The following is a 23,061-nucleotide window of genomic DNA, read 5'->3' as shown; positions in this document are numbered from 1 at the left end:
CGGAGAATTTCATGTCATTGCCGGATAAAGTCTGGATTGTCGACGACGACAAATCCATACGCTGGGTACTGGAAAAAGCCCTGCAGAAAGCCCGCCTCGATACTCGATGCTTTGCCAACGCCGCCGAGCTGCTCAAAGAAATCAATAAAAGCCGCCCGCAAGTGTTGATAACCGATATACGCATGCCCGGCATGGACGGTTTCGAGTTATTGAAAAAAATTCATAAGGACTACCCGGCGCTGCCGGTCATCATCATGACTGCGCATTCCGACTTGGAAAGCGCGGTGTCGGCGTTTCACGGCGGGGCGTTCGAGTATCTGCCCAAGCCCTTCGACGTGAACGTCGTCGTCGAAACCGTACAACGCGCCTGCTTGCACGCCAGACAGCAAGAAAGCGCGCAAATGCCACCGGTGCAGTTGAAAGACTCCACCCCGGAAATCATCGGCGAAGCCCCGGCCATGCAAGAGGTGTTTCGGGCAATAGGCCGCTTGGCGCGTTCGCACATCACCGTGCTGATCAACGGCGAATCGGGCACCGGCAAAGAGCTGGTGGCCAAGGCGTTGCACCGCCACAGTCCGCGCTCGGATCAACCGTTTATTGCGCTGAATATGGCGGCGATTCCCAAGGATTTGATGGAATCGGAGCTGTTCGGCCACGAGAAAGGCGCGTTTACCGGCGCGCAATCGCGCCGCATAGGCCGCTTCGAGCAGGCCAATAACGGCACGCTGTTTTTGGACGAAATCGGCGACATGCCGGCCGAACTGCAAACCCGCCTCCTGCGGGTACTGGCCGACAACGAGTTTTACCCGATCGGAGCACACGCGCCGGTCAAGGTCAACGTGCGCATTATCGCCGCGACCCACCAGAACCTGGAAAACCTGGTAGCCGAAGGCCGGTTTCGAGAAGACTTATTCCACCGTTTGAACGTCATACGCATTCATATTCCACCGCTTAGGGAACGCCGGCAAGACATCGGCTTACTGATGCGCCACTTTTTATATCAAAGCGCCAAAGAGCTAGGTACCGAAGTCAAAACTTTGAAGGCGGAGACCGAGACGTTCTTAAGCGGGCTCAAATGGCCGGGCAACGTGCGGCAGTTGGAAAACACCTGCCGCTGGCTGACGGTTATGGCTTCGGGACGGGAAATTCACATCGAGGACTTGCCGCCGGAATTAAGCCATAGCCCCACCGAAACCTCCGCCCACGCTTTAGTCAAACAAGACTGGGAAAGCTTGCTGCAAAATTGGATCAAACAACAGCTGGTTACCGGAAAACACGATATCGCCAAACAAGCGATTGCCAGCGTGGAAACCTTGCTGATCCAAACCGCCTTGATTCATACCCACGGCAGAAAACACGAAGCCGCACTGTTGTTGGGATACGGCAGAAACACGCTTACCCGTAAGCTCAAGGAATTGGATATTCACGAATAGTGGCTTCACCCGAGAATTTTCATCTGCCGTAAACATCGGTGTATACTCCGCCGCATTTAAACAGACTTTCAATCGGCGGGTGCAGGGCTTATGGCAGAAAAATCGGTCAGTAAATATCTCAGCAGCTTGGAAAAACAGTTCGCCGCAACCGACCCGGTCTTGCAAAAAGCGGCAAAAGTCTTTCACGATTTGGACAATCTCGAATTCGAGATGGGCTTGCTGGACAACGATGAAACCACTGCCAGAAAAAGCTCGTGGTGGCCGACGATCAGCACCTTAGGCGGCTATTCCCCGGCCAAATCGGAATTTCTGAATCGTTTTCTGGGCAGCCAATTACACACGTCCAGACACAAATTCACGGTACTGCAATACACCCCTCAAACCAACAGCGCCATACTGCCCGGCACCGCGCTGGACGCCGACCACAGGCTGCCGTTTTACCAAATCGGTCAAACCATAGAACAAGCCTCGGCCGGCGAAAGCGGCAAGGTCAACAGTTATTTGGAACTCGTCACGGTCAATAGCGGCAAACTCAAAAACAAACTGATCATAGACACCCCGGTGCTCAACCCTGCGGCCGAAAACGCCGCCAATCGCTTGCTACGCCAACACGTCATAGCAATCTCCGATCTGGTACTGGTTTTCAGCGATTTGTTCGAAGCCGATCCTAATTTCAACAAGGAAACCATAGAAGCCATCGTTAAATACCAAGATACCAACAAGTTTTTGTTCGTCGTCGATCATTCGGAACTTTCTTTAGACACCAATAAAATCAACGACATAATAAACTCATGGCAGCGACGCCTCGCCGAATTCGGCATATTTACCGGGCAATTCGTAGTACTGGCGCAAAATGCCGACACGAGCGCAATCGAATCGCGGGTTAATCAGCTGAACAACGACCGCTCTTATCGAGTGTTGGACAATCTGGAGACCAGCATACGCGCTGTCGATGACGTGGTATTTCCGGAAGTCGAAGCCGCTCTAGCCACTTGGAAAGAGCGCAGCAACGCAACCACCCTGATCATTTTAGCCTTCATCATCATGCTGATCTTGTTCGCGGAAATCGCTGTCGGCATTTTAGATTTTTTCTTCGACCCTATTATCGGCCCCATAATCGTACTAGGTTTGGCGGCGATACTGACGCCGATGCACATGATAGTCAGCCGGGTACACGCCAAATTCATTATCAATCAATTACAAAAGCGCCAGAAACAACTGAATATCAGCGAGGATTTATCCGCCTTGTTCGAAAAAAGCCTGGGCTTTTGGCGCACCTTGCTCCCCATGACCCAACCGGTCGGCAAAACCAAAAAAAATCGCAAGAAATTGGCACTGTTACTGGAGCAAACCAAAGATTTGGTTCAGGCCCTGAACGACCAATTCAGCCGCAATCAATTCCAAGAATTCCCAACCTCATACGACGCTCAACTCAGCGAAGACTTTTAACTGAACGCCGGGGCAACTGCGTATGGACATTGTCAAACAATATTTGGCACTGTGCTGGTTTGATAGCTCGCCCTATGAGCTACCAAAATCCATACCCTTTTTCAAACGCAACCTGATCTTCAACTTTCTGGTGTTCTTTTTCATCCATTTTAATATGACGGATGAATTCGAATCGGTCACCGAAGTATTTTTCGAGACACTATTGAGCCTGGGTTTCATAGGCTTAACCCTATGGCTCAACGACACCTTATCCGGCTACGTCCAAGTCAGTTCAGCCATCTTGTTCAGCGAAAATCTGGTATCGCTCTTTCTGGTGCCTATCATGTTTTGGGTGACGGTAGCGGAAGATTGGTACAGCTACGGCGTATTGGCGTTCTTTCTGTTATGGGCGGGAGCGATGATCGCCGCTATTTTCAAAAAAGCCTTGGCGATTAATTTAGTCGCCGGCCTGGTCATGTCGTTGTTTTATGTCTTGTTCAGTTTCGGCGGCGGCTTTGCGATCAACAGTCTGGTTACCGGCTGAGAAATCCCGGTTATCGTCAATTCACCTACAATTTACGGTTTAACGCCGTAGTAACCGGCTAAAATCGTGTATGCGCCTTGCAAGCCTTCCAACATGGCGCCTTTTAACGGCAAGCAAGGATTATCCCACTGCTTGATTTTACCGTCGAAATAAAACGCCCATTCGCCTTGCCAACACTGACCTTTCCGGACGAGCCGCCCCGTCATGACACCAGGCACTTCGTAACGCGCCGAAACGGCCAACAGATTGCGCGAATCGACACCCAACACTTCATTGACCGAAATTTTCTGTTGTTCCTCCAAATCCAGAATCGGCACAATAATAGGCACCCCTTTAACCTTTTCGGCCAGCGTCAGGGCGTTCTCGACTTCCGGCATGCTATCGGCGTTATAAAACTGCCGGCCGTCGCCGTCTTCGACCACTAACCAAAGCAAGGTTTCCGGGCGAATTTCGCTCCAAATGCCCACACGGTTTTGCCGGATGACTTCCAATAATTGTTCTTGATCGAATTCGACCCGCATTAACCGCGCGTCGCCGGACGCATATTCGTCGGCCGCGATCAACGAATATTGAAACTGTTTGACGTAATGCTGCGCGCCGTTCAACAACTGTTGCACCACGGCCAATTTGGCAATGTCGTCCGCGACCAAAATCCGATTCAATACCCCGAACAACGCTTGTTTGATGGCGACCTCCCTATCCTGTGCCGATTGGCTATTGGCGATCAACTCGATTTCGAACAAACCCTTAACTTCTACCGCTCCAGGTTGTCCGCATAAGAGTGCGAGCGCAAAAGTCGTCAGACAAAACGCCCGGCGCGTTTTCTTTTTCAAAATCATCACTTAGAAATTACCCCAGCCAAGAACGAGACGGAACTATAGTACAATATCGGATAGTTCAAGCTTAACTTTAACAAGAGGCACCCTTTGAGCGTACCACCATCAGACCGCCTGAATTACAAAAGCGCCGGCGTCGATATTGAAGCCGGCAACGCCCTGGTTGACCGAATTAAACCGATAGCCGCCAAAACCCGTATTCCGGGCGTCCTGGCCGGATTGGGCGGTTTCGGATCGTTATTCGAACTGCCGCTGGAGCGCTACAAACAGCCCGTGCTGGTATCCGGCACCGACGGTGTCGGTACCAAATTAAAACTGGCCTTCGACACGAACATCCACAACACGGTGGGAATCGATTTGGTCGCCATGTGCGTCAACGACATCGTCGTGCAAGGCGCCGAGCCGCTATTTTTTCTGGATTACTTCGCGACCGGCAAGCTGGACGTGGCTTCGGCCGCCGCCGTCATCGAAGGGATAGGCGCAGGCTGCGAACGGGCCGGCGCGGCCTTGGTCGGCGGCGAAACCGCGGAAATGCCCGGCATGTATCCGGACGGCGAATACGACTTGGCCGGCTTTTGCGTCGGCATCGTGGAAAAACAACGCATCATCGACGGCAGCAAGGTCAAAACCGGCGACAAATTGATCGGCCTCGCATCGTCCGGCCCGCATTCCAACGGTTACTCGCTAATCCGCAAGATTCTGGCGCGCAGCAATGCGGATTTACAGACCCCGCTGAACGGCAAACCCTTGTCGGAACTGCTGCTGGAACCCACCCGAATTTACGTTAAGCCGCTGCTGAATTTACTTAAGTCGGTGGACGTCCACGCCATGGCGCACATTACCGGCGGCGGCATTACCGAAAATCTGCCCAGAGTGCTACCGGAAGGCCTCGGCGCCGCCATCGACTTATCCGGTTGGCAACTGCCGGACATTTTCGTTTGGTTGCAACAGCAAGGCAACGTCGAGTTAGCCGACATGCTGGTAACCTTCAATTGCGGCATCGGCATGATCGTTTGCGTCGATCCGGCCGACGAACAGGCCACGCTGGACGGCTTAACACAACAGGGTGAAACCGCATTTACGATAGGCGAAATCGTCCCGCAGCAAACGGACGCACGCGTTGTTTACCGTTAATCCATTTATTTCGACTCAAGGCCATTAACCCGCCGCCCTATCCACCTCCAAACCGAAACGACCGATTTTTTTGTACAGCGTGGTACGGGTTATGCCTAAAGTTTTGGCGGCTAGCGAAATATTGCCGGAACAGGCTTGCAAGGTTGCCTTGATGCCGTGCCGCTCCCAGTCCTCCAAGGTCATGACCGCCTGACCGGGGCGCTCGGCAGACTCGCCGCACTTGTCGGCCGGGCCTGCATACCGCTTGCCTTCCGCAACGAAGTCGGCGGGCAAATCCTGCTGAGTAATCAAATCGTCCTTAGCGGTACACAAGGTTGCCCTGACCACGTTGATTAACTGACGGATATTGCCCGGCCACGGGTGTTGTTCGATCAACCGCAGCACGCTGGGACAAATGCGCACGGTTTGCGCATTCGGCAATCCGGCCAATTCGCGCTGCACTATCTGCTGAATAATCGCATGCTTGTCCGCCCGCTGCCGCAACGCCGGTAAATGGATTTGCGCACCGTTCAAGCGGTAATACAAATCGCGCCGAAACCGCCCCGCCTCTACAGCTTCCAGTAACGGCACATTCGTAGCGGCCACGATTTGCACGTCGACCCGAATCGGCTTGGAACCGCCGACCGGCGTGAATTCCGAGGTTTCCAAAACCCTGAGCAGCGTAGCCTGCAAATCCAAACTCATGTCGCCGATTTCGTCCAAGAACAACATCCCGCCGTTAGCCAATAAAAATTTACCCGGTTTGCCGCCGCTACGCGCGCCGGTAAAACTACCGGCTTCGTAGCCGAACAATTCGCTCTCGATCAAGTCGTGCGGGATAGAGGCACAGTTGATGGCCACCAGCGCTTGTTCCCGGCGCGAGCCGGCTTGCTTCAACAGATTGACGAAATGATCCTTGCCCACTCCCGATTCGCCGGTAATCAAAATCGGAATTTTATGCTGCTGCAATTTCACCGCTTTTTCGAGCAGGGAAGACAATGGCTGCGACAACGCGGGGCTTGAGGTATCAGCGGTTTTTTTCGCCAGTTTGAACGGAATTTGCTCCAATATCCTCACTTGGGCAGCCGGGCTACGCGTCAACGGCAAGTTGGTATTCAGCACCACGCAGAGCAAATGCAAAAAGGCAAACAGCGAATTCATACTTTCCTGCCTATCCGCAACCAAACCGACGACCGCCAACAACTCGCCGCTCTCGTCGGCCAAGGGATAGCCGACCGTGCTGTAAGGATGCAACAGGCTGAAAAAATGCTCCATACCCTGAAAAGCAACCGGTTGTTTCAGCAGCGCCGCGCTACCGATGCCGTTATTGCCCAGCACGCTCTCGGTCCACCCGCTCTGCCGCTCGGACAATTTGCGCATCGCCGGACTGGAAAACAGGTTTTCCCCTAGTGTCTGAAGTACGCCACCATCGGGCGCCGCGACCACCATCATGACTCCGGCCTCCTGCAAGAACACTCTAAATTGCCGCCCCAATTCGGCCACGGCATCGGCGACCTGCTGCGTCCGTGGACCCGGGGAAGCCGCGGCCGTGCGCAGGCGCTGCCAGCCGGCATGATGGCCTAACGGTAATTGGTAATCTTCCAAGCAACGCCGCCAAGCGTCCGCAACCGCCGGGCGCACCCAGTCGCGTTGTTCGGGCAGCGTGCGAGTTTGAGTCATCCAGCGCCAGGCCTGTACCGGGCGATCGATTTCGAAGTCCGGCGTCCTGTGCTGCCAAAATGCTTCCTGCACGATTTTGCCGGTATCCGGTAGGCGCAATGCAATATCCATTTCAAGTCTCTCGATCCGGGCGCCAAATTGGTTTTGACGCGAAACTAAATAAAAAACAGGAGCTTAGCCTGCTTTTTGTTCATAGAGCTATAGTTTGCGCACCATATCAAAATCAAAAAAAGAGGCAATGCGGCATAACGTCACATTGCCTTATCTCGGAGGCGAACGATTCCCAGGACGGGAACCCTCTAGTCGAGAGGAGGTTATCTCACGCTAGGAAATTAAACACGAGGGTCTTCGCGGGTCGCGGCGGCCCATTCCGCTGAATAACCGGCCATAAAATCGGGATCCGCCAACGGCATCACCACGGATTCGCAGGTCATCAAGGTTCCGACTACGCTAACCGCATTGCGCAAAGCCAAACGCAGCACTTTGACCGCATCCACAATCCCGATCTCCAAACACGGGCCCAAGCGCCTCGTTTGCAAATCGTAAGCAAAGGCCTCTCGGGTTTGCCGACGTATGGCCGAAATAATCGGTTCGCTTTCCAAACCGGCGTTAGCCAGCAACCGGCGAATCGGTGCCGCCAAGGCTTGCTGCAAAATCGCAACGCCGCGTTGCTGCTCGGCGTTTTCGGCGATGATGCCGTCCAAAACCGCTTGAGCAGCCAGCAATCCCGCTCCGCCGCCTGCTATCACGCCTTGTTCCAGCGCCGCTCGCGCCGACTTGTAAGCGTTTTCTATCCGCACCCAACGTTCCTTGATTTCCAGGTCCGTCGTGCCGCCGACGCTAATGACCCCGGTTTTGGCGGACAACAGGGCAATACGCTGTGCCAATTCTTCCGCTTCGTGCAGGTTTCCGGTCGGCGAACCTTGGCCGGGTTTCCTGGCCAGCACTTGCCCCAGTTGCCAACGTAACGCCTCCAGCCGAATGCCGGCTGCTTGCGCATCGGCGTCAACCGCCACGAGCGTGGTCGTGTCGCTGCCGATGAATGCACGTTGCGCCTGCCCCAAGCACGACAAACTCAGGTCTTGCAAACGTGCGCCTTGGCTGCGCAGTACCGGCGCGGCACCGGTCAGCACCGCCAAATCGGCCAGACGCTCCGCTCTGTGGTCGCCGTATCCCGGCGGTTTAACCGCCACCGCTTTGAACACGCCGCGAATATGATTCAGCAACATGCCGGTTAAGGCGCCGTCGCGCACGTCTTCGGCGATAAGCAATAGCGAACGCTGTTGCTGTGTGACTTGCTCCAATATGGGCACCAAGTCCATCAGGTCAGTGATTTCGTAATCGCACAGCAGTACGAACGGCCGTTCCAACACGGCAATTTGCCTATCCCGGTCGGTCACGAAATACGGCGACAGATAACCTTGTTCGTAGCGGACGCCGTCGACAATCTCCAATTCGTCGTAACGGCCGTTACCGAGTTGAAAAGTCAACGGGCCGTCACAGCCTAATGCCGCGAACGCCCGGTTCAGCAACTCACCGACGCCAGGCTCGTGCTTGCTGGCCAGTTCGGCCACCCTGGCTGTCCAGGCCGGGGTCACACCCGTCAAGGCCCGGCGCTGCATATCGGTATCAACCAGCGCCAAAGCCAATTCCAAACCTTTTTGCAGTTGTAAAGGGTGGTAACCCGCCGCGACGCTTTTCATACATTCGCTAGCGATGTCGCGGGCCAGTACGATGGCGGTGGTTGTACCGTCACCGGCTTGCCGCGCTACCGAACCGGCCACCTCGCGCAACATGCGCCCGCCCAAATCCGCGACACGGTCTTCCAGCACGATGGCGTTGGCCACTGTGGCGCCGTCCCGGGTAAAAAGCGGCGGCATGCCGTCGGTTCGGTGCTGGATTAACACTGCCGGCCCGTCGCAGCCGAAGGTTGCGGCGGCGGCGCGCGCTACGGTTTCGATGCCGTGCATGATGCGCCGTCTGGCTTCCGGGTTATAGATGATTTGTTTGGCCATAAACTGATTCCGTAACAAGGCGGGGGCTTGTCCGTTCCCGCCGATTGAATGATGGTTGCCGGCGCCTTTTCAAATAGGCCGCTTAGCTTACGCCTGCGCTCAAGTGCCGCCGCGCATTAAGGCCTGCCCGGCTTGTGCTCTCGATTGTCTGGCCCGCCGCAAGCGAAACCAGATCCAGGTGAGTTTTTTGTCGTCGTGGTCCAAAGTCAGTTTGAAAGCTTCTTCCTCGTCCGCCGGCAGGCGTTTCTGCCAATATCCCAGTAACTCGGCAACCCGCGCTTCGCCGAGTTTGGCGACCAATCTTTGCTCTTCGGCCGCCAAATTACGTATGCTTTGTTCCAATTCCCTGACCATCTGGTTGATAAATGCCCGGTCTTCCCGTTTCATCCGAATCAAGCGGCGCTAGGCAAAAACTTTTCCAAATAGATTCTGTCGCGCGGAATGCCGATCTGGGCGCATACTTGATACGTCGCATCGACCATGCCCGGCGGCCCGCACAGATATAGGTCCGGCTTGATGCCTTGGTCGAGCAAGTCGCGCCGCAGTATCTCGACGACACTACCCTTTTCGCCGCTCCAGCCGTCACCGGCTTTCCACACGCAGATACGTACCGTCAACGTGGGCATTGCCCGTTCCAAGGCGTTGAGTTGCTCGGTGTAAAAGACTTCTTGCTCGGTGTTGACCCCGAAATAAATCACGCAAGGTTGCGGTTCCTCCCACTCCTGCATGCGCCTCACCATGGATAAGATAGGCGCCAGGCCGGTACCGCCGGCTACAAAGTAACGCGGGGTAAATCCGTTCTCGCGTATACCGAAGATTCCGAGCGGACCTTTGGCTCTGACCACATGGCCTACTTTGGCGTCGCGCTGCAGATAGGTGGAAAATTTGCCGTTGTCGACGATACGGATCAAAAATTCCAATTCGCCGTTGTGGTTGGCGGTATTGGCCGGCGAATACGAACGGCTGATGCCGGTGCCCGGAATTTCCAAGTCGTAATATTGACCGGATTCCAAACGCACGGTTTGCTCCGCGCCCAGCTTTTGCAAACGCAGTTTCACTACGTTACTGGATACCGGCGTCAGCTCGGCGATTTCTGCGTCAAAACACAAGTCGTCCGCCGAGAACGAAATTCTGTCGTAGGTGTAAGGCACTTCGATTTCGACGTCGCCGGCCGGATAACAACGGCACAACAGCACGTAGCCTTCCTCTTCCTCCTCCGGCGGCAACGCTTGCACGCTGAATTTGCCCATTTCGTACTCGCCTTCGGTACAAAGGCCTTTACACGTGGCGCAGCCGCCTTCCCGGCAAGACGTCATCAAATAAATATCCTGGCGCAAGGCCGCGCTGACGATATCTTCGTCCGGCCCGCAATCGAAATACACCGCTTCGCCGTCTTCGGTAACGATTTTGACGTTATACATGGCGGGCAACTCCTCAGCCTATTGCCGGCCACGACGATTGAAACACCGCCATTACGTGCGCCACCGCCCGGCGCGACGCATCCAAGGTCAGAGAACAACCTTCCTGCACCAAGCGGTTGTCCCGGTATATCGTCCAGCGCCACATGAAATCCAAATCTTCGCCATAGGCGGTATAAGGGTCGGCTTGGTAGAGCGGGGTTAAGCCGTTTGCGGCGTCCAACGCTAACGGTGCGGCTTGAACACCGCGTTCTATCTCTAATTCCATCGTCTTGCATCCTTCTAAAGTGATTGAATCGCACCGATGCGCAATTCCGGCACATCGATTCGTAGCGGAAAAAACTCCGCCGTCCTTGGCGGAATTTGCAAACCAACAAGCGAGCGGACTATCCGTTTATGCCTATTGCAGGGTGATGACCTTGACGCCGCGCTCCGCGCGCAGTTGTTCCAGCGGCAAGTCGTAGTAACCGATATTGCGCAGCTCCATCAACTTGTTGCCGAGGATGCGGTCGGTGTCCATGAACACGTTGACCGGCATCATCGGCGGTTTGAAGGCTTGCCGGAATCCGATATGGATTTTCTCGGCCTGGTATTTGTCGGTACAGGCCGCCATATCGGCCAACACCGCATTGGCTTCCTGCTGGGCGTCGTTGCCGTTGGCGCAGCGGTTCAGCAATTGCTGGTCGTTGAATTCCTTGTGTTTGAGTAAGGCAACCTTTTCTTCCAGCTTGCACTCTATCCAGCCCCAATCCAGCTCCAGCTCGTAGTTTTCCCGCAGCGGCGTGGTGTATTTGCTGCGAAACTCGTTCAACAGCGCCACGCCTTTGACCAAGGTGTTCAACGCACCGATTTTTTGCACCCACAGATCGCGGACCGGATTGTCGTGAATTTGATAATTTGCCATGCCCGTCTCCCTAGGATTTCAAGTCTTCCAATTTGCGGTCCAAGCCCATCAATTCGGAGGTGATGGTGAATTTCTCGCCCAAGGTGAATGCCCGGCCTATGGTCGACGAAACGTCAACCAGAAAGTCGTAGACGCTGAAGTTGCGGCCCAGCAATTCGGAGACTTCTTCGCAATCGACTTCGATTTTGCCGGTGGCTTTCAACCACCAATAGCCGGCGCGGTCTTCCACCACCAGAGTGGGGTTGTCGCTGCGGCGGTCGCCGAGTAGGATTTCGTCGACGATGATGTTGATTTCGTCGGATTTTTTCAGCACCAGCACCACTTCGTTGCTTTCGTGCAGCACTTGATTTTCTTCGGCAAAATATTCGTCGGCGAAATCCTTGCCTTTTTTGGCCATGATGCCGGCGCCGTAAGCGTTTGAACTGAGTGACATATCGTTGCTCCTTATTTATAACCTTTCATGACGGTGGCGATCAGCGTGTCCGGATCGGCCTTATAACTGACCCGGTCGGCGAAATCGGTGAGCCAATCGTCGACGACTCTGCCCAGCGCCGCTTCTACCGCGGCCCGGTCGGTCACCCCGGCGATCTTGCTGATCTTGGCAAATATGCCCATAAAATCCTGTAATGCCTGCACCGTTCTGGGCAGCCATTTATCGGTCCAGGCCCGCATCATGCGACGGTTGTAATCGCCGAATTCGGCGTCGTCGCCCAGACATTCGAAGAACATGTCGCCGGTGATGCCTTTGGCTTGCGAGAAATACAGCTGCATTTGGTTGATGAAGAACGGCGTTAAGGTGTCGCCGTAATACGAAGACAAACGCTGGAAGAACTCGCGTCGGACGAACTGGCCGAACAAGGGGTCGTACACCATGTGGCAGGCCCACAGGATTTCGTTCCAGTCGTAAGTGGCTTGCCAGATGTCCTGCACCGTCTCGCGGGCGCCTTTGTAGATAGCGCCTTCGGTCCACTCCCGTTTCGGCTCGTCGGTCGACTCCGGAAAACCCGGTACCAATTTGGCCAGAAACGTGCGTTCCAGCTGGATCATTTGCGCGTTGTCAACCTTGTCGAAGCCTATCATGGCGATACTTTGTCTGAGCGTGTCGCCCAGACAATCGCGCGAGGCCGAGGAATGGGCGTTGAACAAGCCGTACTCGTTGAAGCAATACGCGCCCAGATAGTCGTTCAACACCTCGTCGCGCCACACCGGATCGATGGAGCGCACCTGGCCTTCCGCCGAATAAGCCAGCAAGAAGCGGTCGGTGTAACGCCACTCTTCAGCCTTGTCTTTCACGTAAGGTGCGTGCCAACGTTTGGCCGGGTCGCGGTGCTTGTGCCAGTCGGTAGCGTGCAATTCGGTGGTTTCGTTACCCCAGGAAGGCCGGCCGCCATGGAATTTCTGGGTCCAGTCGCCCCAATCCAGGCCGCCGGGAATCCAATCCGGGGTCGGCTGCGCGTAACAGCTCAATACTTCGTATTCGGTCAAGCGGCGCCAGCGCGGTTTGACGAAGTAATTCATCTTGCGTTGAGTATCCAACGGTTGATCCGGAATTTCCGCCAGAATGGCGCGCACCATGTCCGGATCGGTCAAGCCGCGTTTTCCTTGTTGTACTTCGATAGACATATCGGATGTCTCCTTGCATGTTTGGGTAGGGATTACAGGTCTTGCAGCGGGTCTTTGAATACGCAGTTCAGTTTTTTCAGATCGTCCAAGCTCCACAGCTTGCCGTTTTTATTGGTATGCGGTTGCGCGATCAGGGTTTTGCCGTCGCTACGCACGCCGTGCAATTCGGCGATCACTTCCGACAATTCGCGGCCGGCGTATTGCTCGAACATGTTTTGGCACTCGTAACGCTCCGGCTCGGTCAGCCACATGCGTTCGCCCCAGTCGTCGGAGAACGAATGCTTTTTGCCGTTCCATTCGTGTACACGCAATGTGCTGGCGCCTTTGCACAAGGAGGGGCAAAACGGCACTTGCGAGACGCGGTCGATGTAAATCGGATGGTTGTTTTCGATGAACCACATCAACGGAATGAAGCCGCTGCTCGGGTCTTCGCAGCCGCGGGCGCGCCATTCGTCATAAATTTTGCCGTAGTGGTCGTACCAGCCCGGATAGTTTTCTTCGAACCAATCCATTTCTTCCCGGCTGGGCAGGCTCAAACGGAAGAACCCGGTAGGCCACATGGCGTAGGCCAACAGGAACAGATCGTGGTGAGCCCAGTAAGCGTCTTTTTTTGCATCGCGCAGGCTGCGCGGCGATTCCACGCCGTACTTGCCCAAACGGCCGATCCAGATGCCGCCCCAGTCTTCGTACACCCAGCGGTTCCAGGTTTTCACCCAGGGCTCGACTTTGAACTTGGAGCCGTATTCGAACAACATGCCCAATACCGGCGTGAAATATTTTTGCTGGGTCCAGAAGGCGTTGTTCAGGTCGGTGTTCAGGTATTTGGAGGCCGCTTCGTCGTTGGCGATGGACACCACGGTTTGGTAACCGTTGGCCATGTGCCGTAATTCGTCGGTTTCGATGGACAAGAACACGGTCGGGGTAATTTCGTCGCCGTTGGCGGCCGCCCATTCGGTAATCGCCACGATCAAGGGATTGGTAAAGCAGGCTTCGCCGACCAATTGCAGGTTGATGGAACATTCGACCGCATCACCGGAGATGAAACCGTCGGAAAACACCCGTTTCATGCCTTTCCACAGCGGTCCTATCGTCCGGGTGCGCCGCGCGTCATTATGGCCGGCCGGGTCGTGATAATGCTTGCTGTAGTAGTAATTGACGTAGCCGCACTGGTGGGTATGCCGAATTTCGTCCAACACTTGCGCCAAGTAGCCGTTTTTTTGCTCCGGCGCGGTGGCCGAATCCCACAACATGCCGGTCGCGGCGATGGCGTTGTATTCGCCGACTTCCAAAAAATTGGACGCCACTTTCATGGTTTCGCCCCATTTGGGATGCACCCGGTTGCCGGCGTCCAGGCGGGTCAGCACGTCTTGCAAACTGCCGAATTGGCGCTCGTCCTTGACCGATTCCATCCGCGCGTATTCTTTGGCGATCAGCTTGAACTGCTCCTTGGTCTGGTTAGCCATTTTGTACTTGGTCGGATACTTGGTCCGGTTTTTCTCGAAATCCCAAGTAAAACTTTGTAACCACCTATGCACTTCCTGCGCATTGACGCTGGTAGGCGCACGGTTAACCGCTAACGCGTCGGTTGCGGCTTTGGTTGCTGCACTTATTGCCATGATTTCTCCTCGTTGTTGGATCTTGCTATCGAAGAGATCGGCGACGCTTGAAGCACGGTACGCATTCCGTCGTCTCGAATGGCTGCCATGTCTCGAAAGGCCGCCGACCCCAGCCCTTTAATGCAGCGGCTGTGCCAACATTCGGAAAGAAATCATTTATGTTTGATTAACAATAATCTAGCGCCGAATCGCCAGTCGGCTTGCAGGCAAACGGTTTGCCGAGCGCTGTCTAAAAACTGAACAATGTCCAGAAAGCAAACGTCCAGCTTTTGCCGCCTACTTCGATTGCGGCAGCCTGAAAGCAGGCGTGGCGATTCCGAACGTTTTACCGAACTGCGCTGATTGTTTTGTCGCATTGCCATTTTTATAAGCATGCCGGAAACGCGCAAACAATTTCGCATTGACAAAAACAGAAACTTGGGAATACTCCGATAAATTTACGGCATCTTTTAAATCCAAAGACTTAGCGACGCTTTTATCACGCAAGCAGCGCTAATTTCCGGCTTGACTCCCGGTTAGACCGGCCGATTTGTCTCGAAAACAAGCTCGAATCGAATAACTATTACAACAACACGCGCGGAGAATAAACAATGAGCGAATACACCCAGCCGCAACTAGCGGAAAACTACACTGAATTAGCGGACGCGAATTTGATTGCCACGGTTGTCGATGCGTTTTACCGGAACCTGTTGGACGACTATCGCGTCAACCGATACTTCTACACCCGGCCGATCGCCGAGCAAACCAAGCCGTTGAAATTGCTCGTCGCCGCGCTGTTAAACAGAAGCCGATATACGGACAAGCAAGTCTGGGAATTAGCCAACGACTTTTTTACCGCCGCGTTCGCCAGAGGCAATGCCAAGCCCAGTCTGGTAAACAACCGGGATTTCGCGTTCCTGGAAGCTTTTGTAACGGGTGATATCGTCAATACCGGCAAACCCTCCGAATTGATTCTATTGTGTCCGGCGCATTCGCATTTGATTCGTTTGCAACCCAACGACGACAACTTCGATACCGCCATGGCAATCCTGGCCGATACCTTGCGGCAACTCAACATAGCTAACACTACGGCGTCGAAAATATTGGCTTTTGCCGAAAGCGGCAGAGCTGGCATCATGGGACGCGGTAAAGAAATCTATAACGAAGGCGACATGGACACCCACTACCGTAGCCATGGCTAATCACCGCAACAACATGAGTACCGCTTACCGGCTGCAAGCGCTGACAGCATTAAGATCGATCTTCTACCTCGTTTAAATACGCTAGCCCTGCCCGGCGCGCAGATAATTGCGCGCCGGTTAGCGTAAGTTGGGTATAATCGCGCCCCGAGTCGGCCGAACAGCCGCCGTTTCGCTCAGGTGAAAGGGAGGAAAGTCCGGGCTCCATAGGGCAGGATGCCAGGTAATACCTGGGAGGCGCGAGCCTACGGAAAGTGCCGCAGAAAATATACCGCCGGAATTTTATCGAATTTCGGTAAGGGTGAAATGGTGCGGTAAGAGCGCACCGCGCGGCTGGTAACAGGCGTGGCATGGCAAACCCCATCCGGAGCAAGATCAAATAGAGGCGCATACGCGCGGCCCGCGCGGCGCCTGGGTAGATTGCTTGAGCGCCAAGGTGACTTGGTGCCTAGATGAATGGCTGTTCTCGACAGAACCCGGCTTACAGGCCGACTCGTTTTCTCTCCGCTGCCGCAGCGCAATTCCGATGACGCAAAAATCCGACGAATTTTATTGCAAAGCCGACGAACTGATCGCGGCCGGCCGCCTGATCGACAGCAAGGGCTGGGTACCGGCAACCAGCGGCAACTTCTCCGCCCGCTTGGCCGACGGCACGATCGCGATTACCGTATCCGGCAGGCATAAAGGCCAATTGCAACGCGACGACATCATGCTGATCGACGCCGACGGCAATGCGCTGGACGGCAAAAAACCGTCTGCGGAAACCTTGTTGCATACCGCGCTCTATCAGCGTTACCCCGACGTCCACGCGGTGCTGCATCCGCATTCCATTAACGCCACGCTGGCGGCAAAACTGTTCGCTTCCGAAATTGTCTTGGAAGATTATGAGTTGTTGAAAGCCTTAGCCGGCATCGATAGCCACGAAACCCGGATTACCATCCCGATTTTCGCCAACGACCAAGACATTCCCCGTTTGTCGGCGGCGGTAAACCGCTATCTGGACAAACACGGCGACATCCACGCCTACGTAATCGCCGGCCACGGGTTTTATACCTGGGGCCGCTCGGTAGCGGAAACTTTACGTCACCTGGAAGCGCTGGACTTTTTGTTCGATTGTGAAATTCGCTTATACGGAGTCAAACAACCATGAGCGCGTTAACCGTTTTCCCGGCCGACCGTCCGCAAGACGGGGTGACCACCCAGGAATTTTCCGCCATTGCCGAACAATTGAGCGCGATAGGCGTGCAATTCGAGCGTTGGCTGGCGGAATGCGAATCCGTCGCCCACGCCGGCGTACAAACCGTGATGGACGCCTACCAAGGCCCGATTGAACGGCTGAAACAGCAATACGGTTTTCAATCGGTAGATGTGGTCAGCCTGACCGCGGATCATCCGGACAAGCACGGCATGAGGCAGAAATTCCTGTCCGAACACATCCACAGCGATTTCGAAGTACGCTTTTTCGTCGAGGGTTGCGGACTGTTCTTTTTGCATATCGCCGATCGGGTTTACGCCATTCTGTGCGAACAAGGCGACCTGATCAGCGTACCCGCCGACACCAAGCACTGGTTCGACATGGGCGAAAATCCGGATTTCAAGTGTATTCGCTTCTTCACCACCGAAGACGGCTGGGTCGCGCAATTTACCGGCGATCAAATTGCCGGGCGCTTTCCAACCCTGGAGCAATACCTCGAAACCTTATGATTAAAGCCATCGTCACGGATATTGAAGGCACGACGTCGTCGCTGTCCTTCGTTAAAGACGTGTTATTTCCCTATGCTAGAGCGAAAATTCCCGCTTATCTGCAGCAGCACGCCGGCGAACCGGAAGTACGACAGATTTTGGCCGAGGTTGACGACCTCGCCGGCGGCGGCCTGAGCCTGAGCCAACAAACTCAGCAATTCATCGCCTGGATAGACCAAGATCAAAAAATCACCCCGCTCAAGTCGCTACAAGGCATGGTGTGGCGCGACGGCTACCGGCAAGGCGCTTTCAAAGGCCATATTTATCCGGACGCCGCCAAATACCTGCAAAACTGGAAGGAAGCCGGCCTTGGGCTTTACGTCTACTCCTCCGGCTCGGTGGAAGCGCAGCAGCTGCTGTTCGGCTACAGCGAATTCGGCGATTTGACCCCGCTGTTCTCCGGCTATTTCGACACCCGCATCGGCGGCAAACGCGAAGCCGCATCGTATAAGGCCATTGCCGAGCGGATCGGCTTACCCGCCGAGCGCATTTTGTTCTTGTCCGACATAGAAGCAGAACTGGACGCCGCCCGCGCCGCCCACCTGCGCACCTATTGGCTGGTCAGGGGACAAAGCGTCGATACCGCCGCCGCACACCCGCAAGCGGCCGATTTCGCCGGCATCCATCTCCAATAAACCGCGGTCGATGAAAATCGCGATTTTATCCCGCGATGCCACGCTGTATTCCAGCGTGCGCCTAATGGAAGCGGCGGCAGCGCGCGGTCACGAGGCTAGGGTGCTAGACCCCACCCATTGCTACATGAACATCACCTCGATGAAGCCGTCCATCCATTACCAAGGCGAAAATTTGCTCGGCTACGACGCGGTGATTCCGCGCATCGGCGCATCCATCACCTTCTACGGCACCGCGGTGCTGCGCCAGTTCGAAGTCATGAACATCTTTTGCTTGAACGATTCCGCGGCTATCAGCCGCTCGCGCGACAAAATGGCTTCCAGCCAATTGCTGGCCCGTAAAGGCATAGACCTGCCGATCACCGCCTTCGCCCACAATCCGGACAACATCGACGATTTGATTGCCGAAGTCGGCGGCGCACCGCTAGTCATCAAACTGGTGGAAGGTTCGCAAGGCATAGGCGTGGTCCTGGCCGAAACCGACAATGCCGCTCGCAGCGTGATTCAAGCCTTTATGTGTCTGAACGCCAACATCATGGTGCAGGAATTCGTGCAGGAAGCCACGGGCAGCGACATCCGCTGTTTCGTGATCGGCGATAAAGTCGTGGCGGCCATCAAGCGGCAGGGCCGAGAGGGCGAATTCCGCTCCAACCTGCATCGCGGCGGTAGCGCCAGCTTGGTCAAGCTAACCCCGCAAGAACGCGCGACCGCGGTGCGCGCCGCCAAAATCATGGGCTTGAACGTGTGCGGGGTGGACTTGCTGCGCTCCAACCGCGGCCCATTGGTCATGGAAGTCAACTCGTCTCCCGGCTTGGAAGGCATCGAAAAATCCTCGGGACGCGACATCGCCGGCATGATGATCGCGTATATCGAAAAGGTCATCGCGCAAAAACCGCGCTGATTTTCGACAAAGATCTGCGACCGGGCGTTAGGTATCCTGTTCGTCGTCCCACAACATCGGAAAGGCCTGGCGCGCTCTTGCCAAGCTATCCGCATCCACCGATTTACTTCTTAACGTAACCAATAAGGCATAAAGATCCGCCGCACTAATCTTGTAGGTGCGCTTGGGCTGTTTTTTAATGGTATCGCTGAGCCGCTTGAGGGAGTCTTTGTAGCGCAACGGCCTAGCCGCCGCTGCCGGCATCGGCTGGCTCAGCTCGGATTCGATAATCGCCTTTTCGTTGCCCGGCGGCGCTTTCAAGGCTTTGCGCAATATGTCCTTGGCCCGGCTCCAAGAAACTTCGCCGCTGGCCAGCTTCTCCCGCAACGGCTCGGTGGTCAAAGGCGCGTAGCGAATAATTTCGTCTATCCAACCGACGCTTTTGTCGAAAAACTCGGCAATCCGCTCCTTCGGCCAATTGGCGTTGTTCAGATAAAGCACCGTTTGAAAATAATCGGTGATCCGGGTATCCACCCGGTCGGAATTCAATTTCAAATTCAAGGCCTTGATCTCGTCGGGATCGCCGGTAACCACCCGCACGTCCACTCGGTCGAAATAACCGGGATTGGCGCGCCGAATGCCTTGTATCGCTTCCATGCGGTGAAAACCACCCACCAGATAATACTCCTTGCTCTGCCGCTCCCAAACGACCAAAGGCTCGAACAAGCCGTTAGCGATGATGTCCCGCTCAAGATGTGCCACTTTAGCCATATCCAAATCCCTATGGTTGGTCAACGTATGGTGATATTGAATCAAGTCGATCGGCAAATATTCGTAGCGTTTAGTCGCAAGCATGGCTAACCTCAGAGAATGCGGTGGGGATGCGGCGATTGTAGCCGGCCGGCAAAACGGCGCGCAAATACTTGGCGATTTAACCCTGAACATTGCTTTTGATCTTAATCGGATATTAATTGCGAACTTCTAGCAAACAAGTTAAGTTTTTAAGCATATGCAAAGCGTGGAGGCCGACATGAAGATTTTTAAGCGGGCGAATCGCCGGCTGCAGTTCCTGCTACTTGGCACGCTAGTCGGACTGATGGGTCCACTACCAGTACAAGCGGAGCCGGATTACGGTTTTACCGGCGTTGCTAGCTGCGGCGGTAAAGTAGACAAAAAAAATCGTAAACTCAAACTTAGTCTCGGCCTTGGCAATCAAGGCGATGTCAGAAAACCCGGAGTCAAATTAGCGGTTACGGCCAGCCAAAACGGTCATGAGTATCCGTTGAGAATCCGCAAAATCAGCGTCAAACCCGGTAAAACCGCGACAATCAACTTTGCTTGGCGTACCAAGGGAGCCGGCGACGTCGGTTTTAAAGCCGCTCTATTGGCGGCGGATTCCGCTACCCAGATAGATACTCTAAGTTGCGACGTGCTGGCGCAAGACGACGGACAAACGCCGAACGTCGACTTAAGCGGCAAACTATGGCACAACAATTATGCGCTGGATTACCGCGACGGCTCCCAAATCGCCTCGCTAAACGGCGCGGCGCCGCAACAAGTCACCGGCAAATTACCGGCTTATCCGTGGTTGGACGGCAACCAATACCTAACCACCGACTCGTCGGATCTGGATTACACCGATGCACGGGTATATTCGCTGCAAACCGGCGAACAACTGTATCAATACACGTTTAGCGAATATTTGCGCGGCGAACGCCCTTCGCCGGTCAGTCAATCGGTGATTTTGGCGACTTGGAGCGAAGATAGCATTTCGACGCCATATGCGCTGTTTTTCGATTTCGCCACCGAACAAATACTGGATGTGTTCGAATACGCCGGCAGCGTGATCGATTGGTTGCCGGACGGCCGCTATTTGCGGGTTAGCACGGACGGCACCATTCGTACCGGCATTGTCGGCGGCGCGGAAACCGCAACCGGCTCGCTGAGCATACCGGACGGGCGGCATATTGGGGATGTATCGGTCAGTCCGGACGGCAAGCAAATGCTGCTGGCCCTGGCAGTGTTGGCCATAGACGGCAGCATAGACGAAAGCGATTTATGGCTGGCTAATATCGACGGCAGCGCGCTAAAGCGCTTTACCAAAACCAAGATGAGCAATTACGGCGTCTGGTCGCCGGATTCCGGCCGGATAGCTTTCGACATCGATACCGGCTTGGTTTGCTCGGGCTATTACTGCGCCGGCAGTTGCGAACTCTGGTACGGCAAAACTAGCGCTGCCGATTTGGACGGCTTGAGCGAGACAGCCGATCAACGCTATTTCCGCGTCAAAGACCGTTCGGGCAAGACCCGGCGCTTGGGGTGCGAACTGCAAGCTTGGACACGCTAACCTTTCTGAGAACATCTCAAGCGCCCCGATCAAGTAAAACCGGGAATGGAGGAACAACTTTCAGCATGGCAACCGCTTAACTTTTTCCATTGGCAAGTTGCCCCAGCTTGGCCGGCTCCAAGTCCGGTAACTGAGTCTGGGCCACCACGGTCCGATCGCGCCCCTCGCGTTTGGCCCGGTACAGAGCGGTATCGGCCGAGGTAATCAGTTCTTCGCATTTATGGCCGTGAAACGGAAACATGGCCAGACCGATGGAAATGGAGATAGCTCCGAGCTTTTGACCGCGTAATTCGACCCGCAACAATTTGGTCTTCTGCCGCAAATCTTCGCAGCGCTGAACCGCATCTTCCAAATTGGCGTCCAGCAACACCATGACGAATTCTTCCCCGCCGTAACGGCAGGCGATGTCTTCGCGACGGGTATGTTGTTTTAACAACTTGCCGAATTCGCACAACAAGGCGTCGCCGGCATCGTGACCGAACGTGTCGTTAAACCGCTTGAAGTGGTCGATATCCAGCACGATCACCGCAAAATGCGTATGGTTGCGCTTGGCACGGGCCAATTCGCGTTCCAGCGAATCGATCAAATAGCGGCGATTGTAAAGTTGAGTTAAAGGATCGCGCACCGATTGGTCTTGCAAGGCCTCTTTCAAGCGAATGTTGCTGAGGGCTAGCGCAACCTGTGCGGTAAACAGCGTCGCGGTATTGACAATCGCCTCTATCGCCGCGGCGCGTTCGGCTTCGCTGCCTTGCAGGTCGGGTAGTTGCAAATGCAGGATGCCGCGGGTTTCGCCGTAGGAGCTCATAGGCAGACACACGTAACCGTGATCGGCACCGGGCTGCATATGCCAACAAACCAAGCCGTTGCCAGGGTCCGGAACCTTGTGGGTCTTGCCTTGCCGTAAAGACCAGCAGTCTTCGATCGCGAACACGTTTTGACTCTCGTGGCTGTCCCCCCACTCGACGATGGATTCGAGCAACGAGCGCGAGTCGTTGATCACGCAGATCAAACCGGAAGTATTGGCGAACAAGCGGCGGGTAAACAAGCCGATCACCGGATAGGTTTCCGGCAAAGTACGGCAGACTTGCAGGCAACTGTTCATCTCGCCGAGCAAGGTGTTTTCCCAATCGTGCCGATTCAACTCCGCATAGGAGCGTTGCAAGGACTTTTCCGCCAACTTGCGCTCGGTAATGTCTTGGCTGGAACCGATGAAGCCGGCAAACAGGCCTGCATTGTCGTAATACGGCTCGCCGTTATCCAATATCCAGCGATACTCGCCGTCGTGCCGCCGCAATTGATATTCCATTTTGAACGGCTGTTGCGCCTTAAATGCCGCTTGAAACGCTTTAAGACAATCTTTGCGTTCGTCGGGGTGCAATGCCTCGTACCAAATCGCCCCGGGATCGGACGTGCCTTGAAAACCGGTAAACTTCATCCATTTCCGATTAAAAAACAAGCTCTTACCATCCTGATCCGTCATCCACAACATGACCGGAGCCAATTCGGCAATTTTACGAAAATGCGCTTCGCGCTGACTGAGTACCTCAAATTCCTTGCACAATTCGCGCTTGGTGTATTGGCTGATTTTCATGGTTAACCAGAGCTGATTGCTTAAACCGCCTATGCGGCTGTGCGACCCAAAAGCGAAAGTATAGTGGGTTTATTCTTACA

Annotated in this window: 23 protein-coding genes and 1 other RNA gene; 11 read left to right on the top strand and 13 right to left on the bottom strand. The window is 54.9% G+C overall.

Annotation, left to right across the window (positions count from 1 at the left end; all coding sequences use genetic code 11):
* Window positions 1-11 precede the first annotated feature (11 nt).
* The 3 genes from ntrC (at window position 12) to F1E05_RS06720 (ending at window position 3,405) form a co-directional block, all read left to right on the top strand.
* Window positions 12-1,433 carry a nitrogen regulation protein NR(I) gene (gene ntrC, locus F1E05_RS06730; protein WP_150047562.1) on the top strand — a complete coding sequence of 474 codons (1,422 nt, stop codon included), beginning with the start codon at window positions 12-14 and terminating at the stop codon, window positions 1,431-1,433.
* Window positions 1,434-1,523: 90 nt separating this feature from the next.
* Window positions 1,524-2,882: a P-loop NTPase family protein gene (locus F1E05_RS06725; RefSeq protein ID WP_150047561.1), complete on the top strand. Its 1,359-nt coding sequence runs from the start codon at window positions 1,524-1,526 to the stop codon at window positions 2,880-2,882.
* Window positions 2,883-2,904: 22 nt separating this feature from the next.
* A complete protein-coding gene (locus F1E05_RS06720; RefSeq protein ID WP_150047560.1) occupies window positions 2,905-3,405 on the top strand; it encodes a hypothetical protein in 501 nt (166 codons plus the stop codon).
* A gap of 32 nt (window positions 3,406-3,437) precedes the next feature.
* On the opposite strand, the gene F1E05_RS06715 is transcribed toward F1E05_RS06720, so the two are convergent.
* The gene (locus tag F1E05_RS06715) at window positions 3,438-4,238 is read right to left on the bottom strand and encodes a DUF2066 domain-containing protein (RefSeq protein ID WP_232056804.1); all 801 of its coding nucleotides are present in this window, start codon (window positions 4,236-4,238) and stop codon (window positions 3,438-3,440) included.
* Window positions 4,239-4,331: 93 nt separating this feature from the next.
* On the opposite strand from F1E05_RS06715, the gene purM reads away from it, so the two are divergent.
* On the top strand, window positions 4,332-5,375 hold the full coding sequence (purM, locus tag F1E05_RS06710) for a phosphoribosylformylglycinamidine cyclo-ligase (protein ID WP_150047559.1): 1,044 nt from the start codon (window positions 4,332-4,334) through the stop codon (window positions 5,373-5,375).
* A 24-nt stretch (window positions 5,376-5,399) separates the two neighbouring features.
* On the opposite strand, the gene F1E05_RS06705 is transcribed toward purM, so the two are convergent.
* The 10 genes from F1E05_RS06705 to F1E05_RS06660 form a co-directional block, all read right to left on the bottom strand.
* Window positions 5,400-7,145, bottom strand: coding sequence for a sigma-54-dependent Fis family transcriptional regulator (locus F1E05_RS06705; protein ID WP_150047558.1), 1,746 nt, complete (start codon window positions 7,143-7,145; stop codon window positions 5,400-5,402).
* 221 nt (window positions 7,146-7,366) lie between these two features.
* On the bottom strand, window positions 7,367-9,049 hold the full coding sequence (groEL, locus tag F1E05_RS06700) for a chaperonin GroEL (RefSeq protein ID WP_150047557.1): 1,683 nt from the start codon (window positions 9,047-9,049) through the stop codon (window positions 7,367-7,369).
* 99 nt (window positions 9,050-9,148) lie between these two features.
* Window positions 9,149-9,436: a hypothetical protein gene (locus F1E05_RS06695; RefSeq protein WP_150047556.1), complete on the bottom strand. Its 288-nt coding sequence runs from the start codon at window positions 9,434-9,436 to the stop codon at window positions 9,149-9,151.
* A gap of 5 nt (window positions 9,437-9,441) precedes the next feature.
* Window positions 9,442-10,479: an aromatic/alkene monooxygenase hydroxylase FAD-binding subunit MmoC gene (mmoC, locus tag F1E05_RS06690; protein WP_408631328.1), complete on the bottom strand. Its 1,038-nt coding sequence runs from the start codon at window positions 10,477-10,479 to the stop codon at window positions 9,442-9,444.
* A 4-nt stretch (window positions 10,480-10,483) separates the two neighbouring features.
* Window positions 10,484-10,735: a soluble methane monooxygenase-binding protein MmoD gene (gene mmoD, locus F1E05_RS06685; RefSeq protein ID WP_150047554.1), complete on the bottom strand. Its 252-nt coding sequence runs from the start codon at window positions 10,733-10,735 to the stop codon at window positions 10,484-10,486.
* Window positions 10,736-10,867: 132 nt separating this feature from the next.
* A complete protein-coding gene (gene mmoZ / locus F1E05_RS06680; protein WP_150047553.1) occupies window positions 10,868-11,371 on the bottom strand; it encodes an aromatic/alkene monooxygenase hydroxylase subunit gamma in 504 nt (167 codons plus the stop codon).
* Between the two features lie 10 nt (window positions 11,372-11,381).
* Entirely contained in the window at window positions 11,382-11,804 is a 423-nt protein-coding gene (gene mmoB, locus F1E05_RS06675) for a methane monooxygenase regulator MmoB (protein ID WP_150047552.1), read from the bottom strand.
* Window positions 11,805-11,815: 11 nt separating this feature from the next.
* On the bottom strand, window positions 11,816-12,994 hold the full coding sequence (gene mmoY / locus F1E05_RS06670; protein WP_150047551.1) for an aromatic/alkene monooxygenase hydroxylase subunit beta: 1,179 nt from the start codon (window positions 12,992-12,994) through the stop codon (window positions 11,816-11,818).
* A 32-nt stretch (window positions 12,995-13,026) separates the two neighbouring features.
* Window positions 13,027-14,610 carry an aromatic/alkene monooxygenase hydroxylase subunit alpha gene (gene mmoX, locus F1E05_RS06665; protein WP_150047550.1) on the bottom strand — a complete coding sequence of 528 codons (1,584 nt, stop codon included), beginning with the start codon at window positions 14,608-14,610 and terminating at the stop codon, window positions 13,027-13,029.
* A 276-nt stretch (window positions 14,611-14,886) separates the two neighbouring features.
* A complete protein-coding gene (locus tag F1E05_RS06660; protein WP_150047549.1) occupies window positions 14,887-15,096 on the bottom strand; it encodes a hypothetical protein in 210 nt (69 codons plus the stop codon).
* A gap of 104 nt (window positions 15,097-15,200) precedes the next feature.
* Between F1E05_RS06660 and F1E05_RS06655 the strand changes: the two genes are divergently transcribed.
* From F1E05_RS06655 to rimK, 6 genes are all read left to right on the top strand, one after another.
* Window positions 15,201-15,791 carry a globin family protein gene (locus tag F1E05_RS06655; protein ID WP_150047548.1) on the top strand — a complete coding sequence of 197 codons (591 nt, stop codon included), beginning with the start codon at window positions 15,201-15,203 and terminating at the stop codon, window positions 15,789-15,791.
* Between the two features lie 145 nt (window positions 15,792-15,936).
* An RNA gene (gene rnpB / locus F1E05_RS06650) (RNase P RNA component class A) lies at window positions 15,937-16,288 on the top strand.
* A 26-nt stretch (window positions 16,289-16,314) separates the two neighbouring features.
* The gene (locus tag F1E05_RS06645) at window positions 16,315-16,938 is read left to right on the top strand and encodes a methylthioribulose 1-phosphate dehydratase (protein ID WP_150047547.1); all 624 of its coding nucleotides are present in this window, start codon (window positions 16,315-16,317) and stop codon (window positions 16,936-16,938) included.
* Window positions 16,935-17,492 carry a 1,2-dihydroxy-3-keto-5-methylthiopentene dioxygenase gene (locus F1E05_RS06640; protein ID WP_150047546.1) on the top strand — a complete coding sequence of 186 codons (558 nt, stop codon included), beginning with the start codon at window positions 16,935-16,937 and terminating at the stop codon, window positions 17,490-17,492. Before F1E05_RS06645 ends, F1E05_RS06640 begins: the two co-directional genes overlap by 4 nt.
* Window positions 17,489-18,166 (top strand): acireductone synthase, encoded by a 678-nt coding sequence (gene mtnC / locus F1E05_RS06635; protein WP_150047545.1) that lies wholly within the window; start codon window positions 17,489-17,491, stop codon window positions 18,164-18,166. The genes F1E05_RS06640 and mtnC overlap by 4 nt, the downstream gene beginning before the upstream one ends.
* A 10-nt stretch (window positions 18,167-18,176) precedes the next feature.
* Window positions 18,177-19,064: a 30S ribosomal protein S6--L-glutamate ligase gene (rimK, locus tag F1E05_RS06630; RefSeq protein WP_150047544.1), complete on the top strand. Its 888-nt coding sequence runs from the start codon at window positions 18,177-18,179 to the stop codon at window positions 19,062-19,064.
* 27 nt (window positions 19,065-19,091) lie between these two features.
* Here rimK and F1E05_RS06625 read toward each other — a convergent pair whose 3' ends face one another.
* Window positions 19,092-19,898, bottom strand: coding sequence for a ParB/RepB/Spo0J family partition protein (locus F1E05_RS06625; RefSeq protein ID WP_150047543.1), 807 nt, complete (start codon window positions 19,896-19,898; stop codon window positions 19,092-19,094).
* A gap of 175 nt (window positions 19,899-20,073) precedes the next feature.
* Between F1E05_RS06625 and F1E05_RS06620 the strand changes: the two genes are divergently transcribed.
* Entirely contained in the window at window positions 20,074-21,390 is a 1,317-nt protein-coding gene (locus F1E05_RS06620) for a hypothetical protein (protein WP_150047542.1), read from the top strand.
* 76 nt (window positions 21,391-21,466) lie between these two features.
* Here F1E05_RS06620 and F1E05_RS06615 read toward each other — a convergent pair whose 3' ends face one another.
* Entirely contained in the window at window positions 21,467-22,981 is a 1,515-nt protein-coding gene (locus tag F1E05_RS06615) for a sensor domain-containing diguanylate cyclase (RefSeq protein ID WP_150047541.1), read from the bottom strand.
* Between the last annotated feature and the right edge of the window lie 80 nt (window positions 22,982-23,061).

This window comes from Methylomonas rhizoryzae, assembly GCF_008632455.1.
GTDB classification, from domain to species: domain Bacteria; phylum Pseudomonadota; class Gammaproteobacteria; order Methylococcales; family Methylomonadaceae; genus Methylomonas; species Methylomonas rhizoryzae.
Note: the sequence above shows the minus strand (reverse complement) of the source record. Positions and strands in the feature narration are given on the sequence as shown.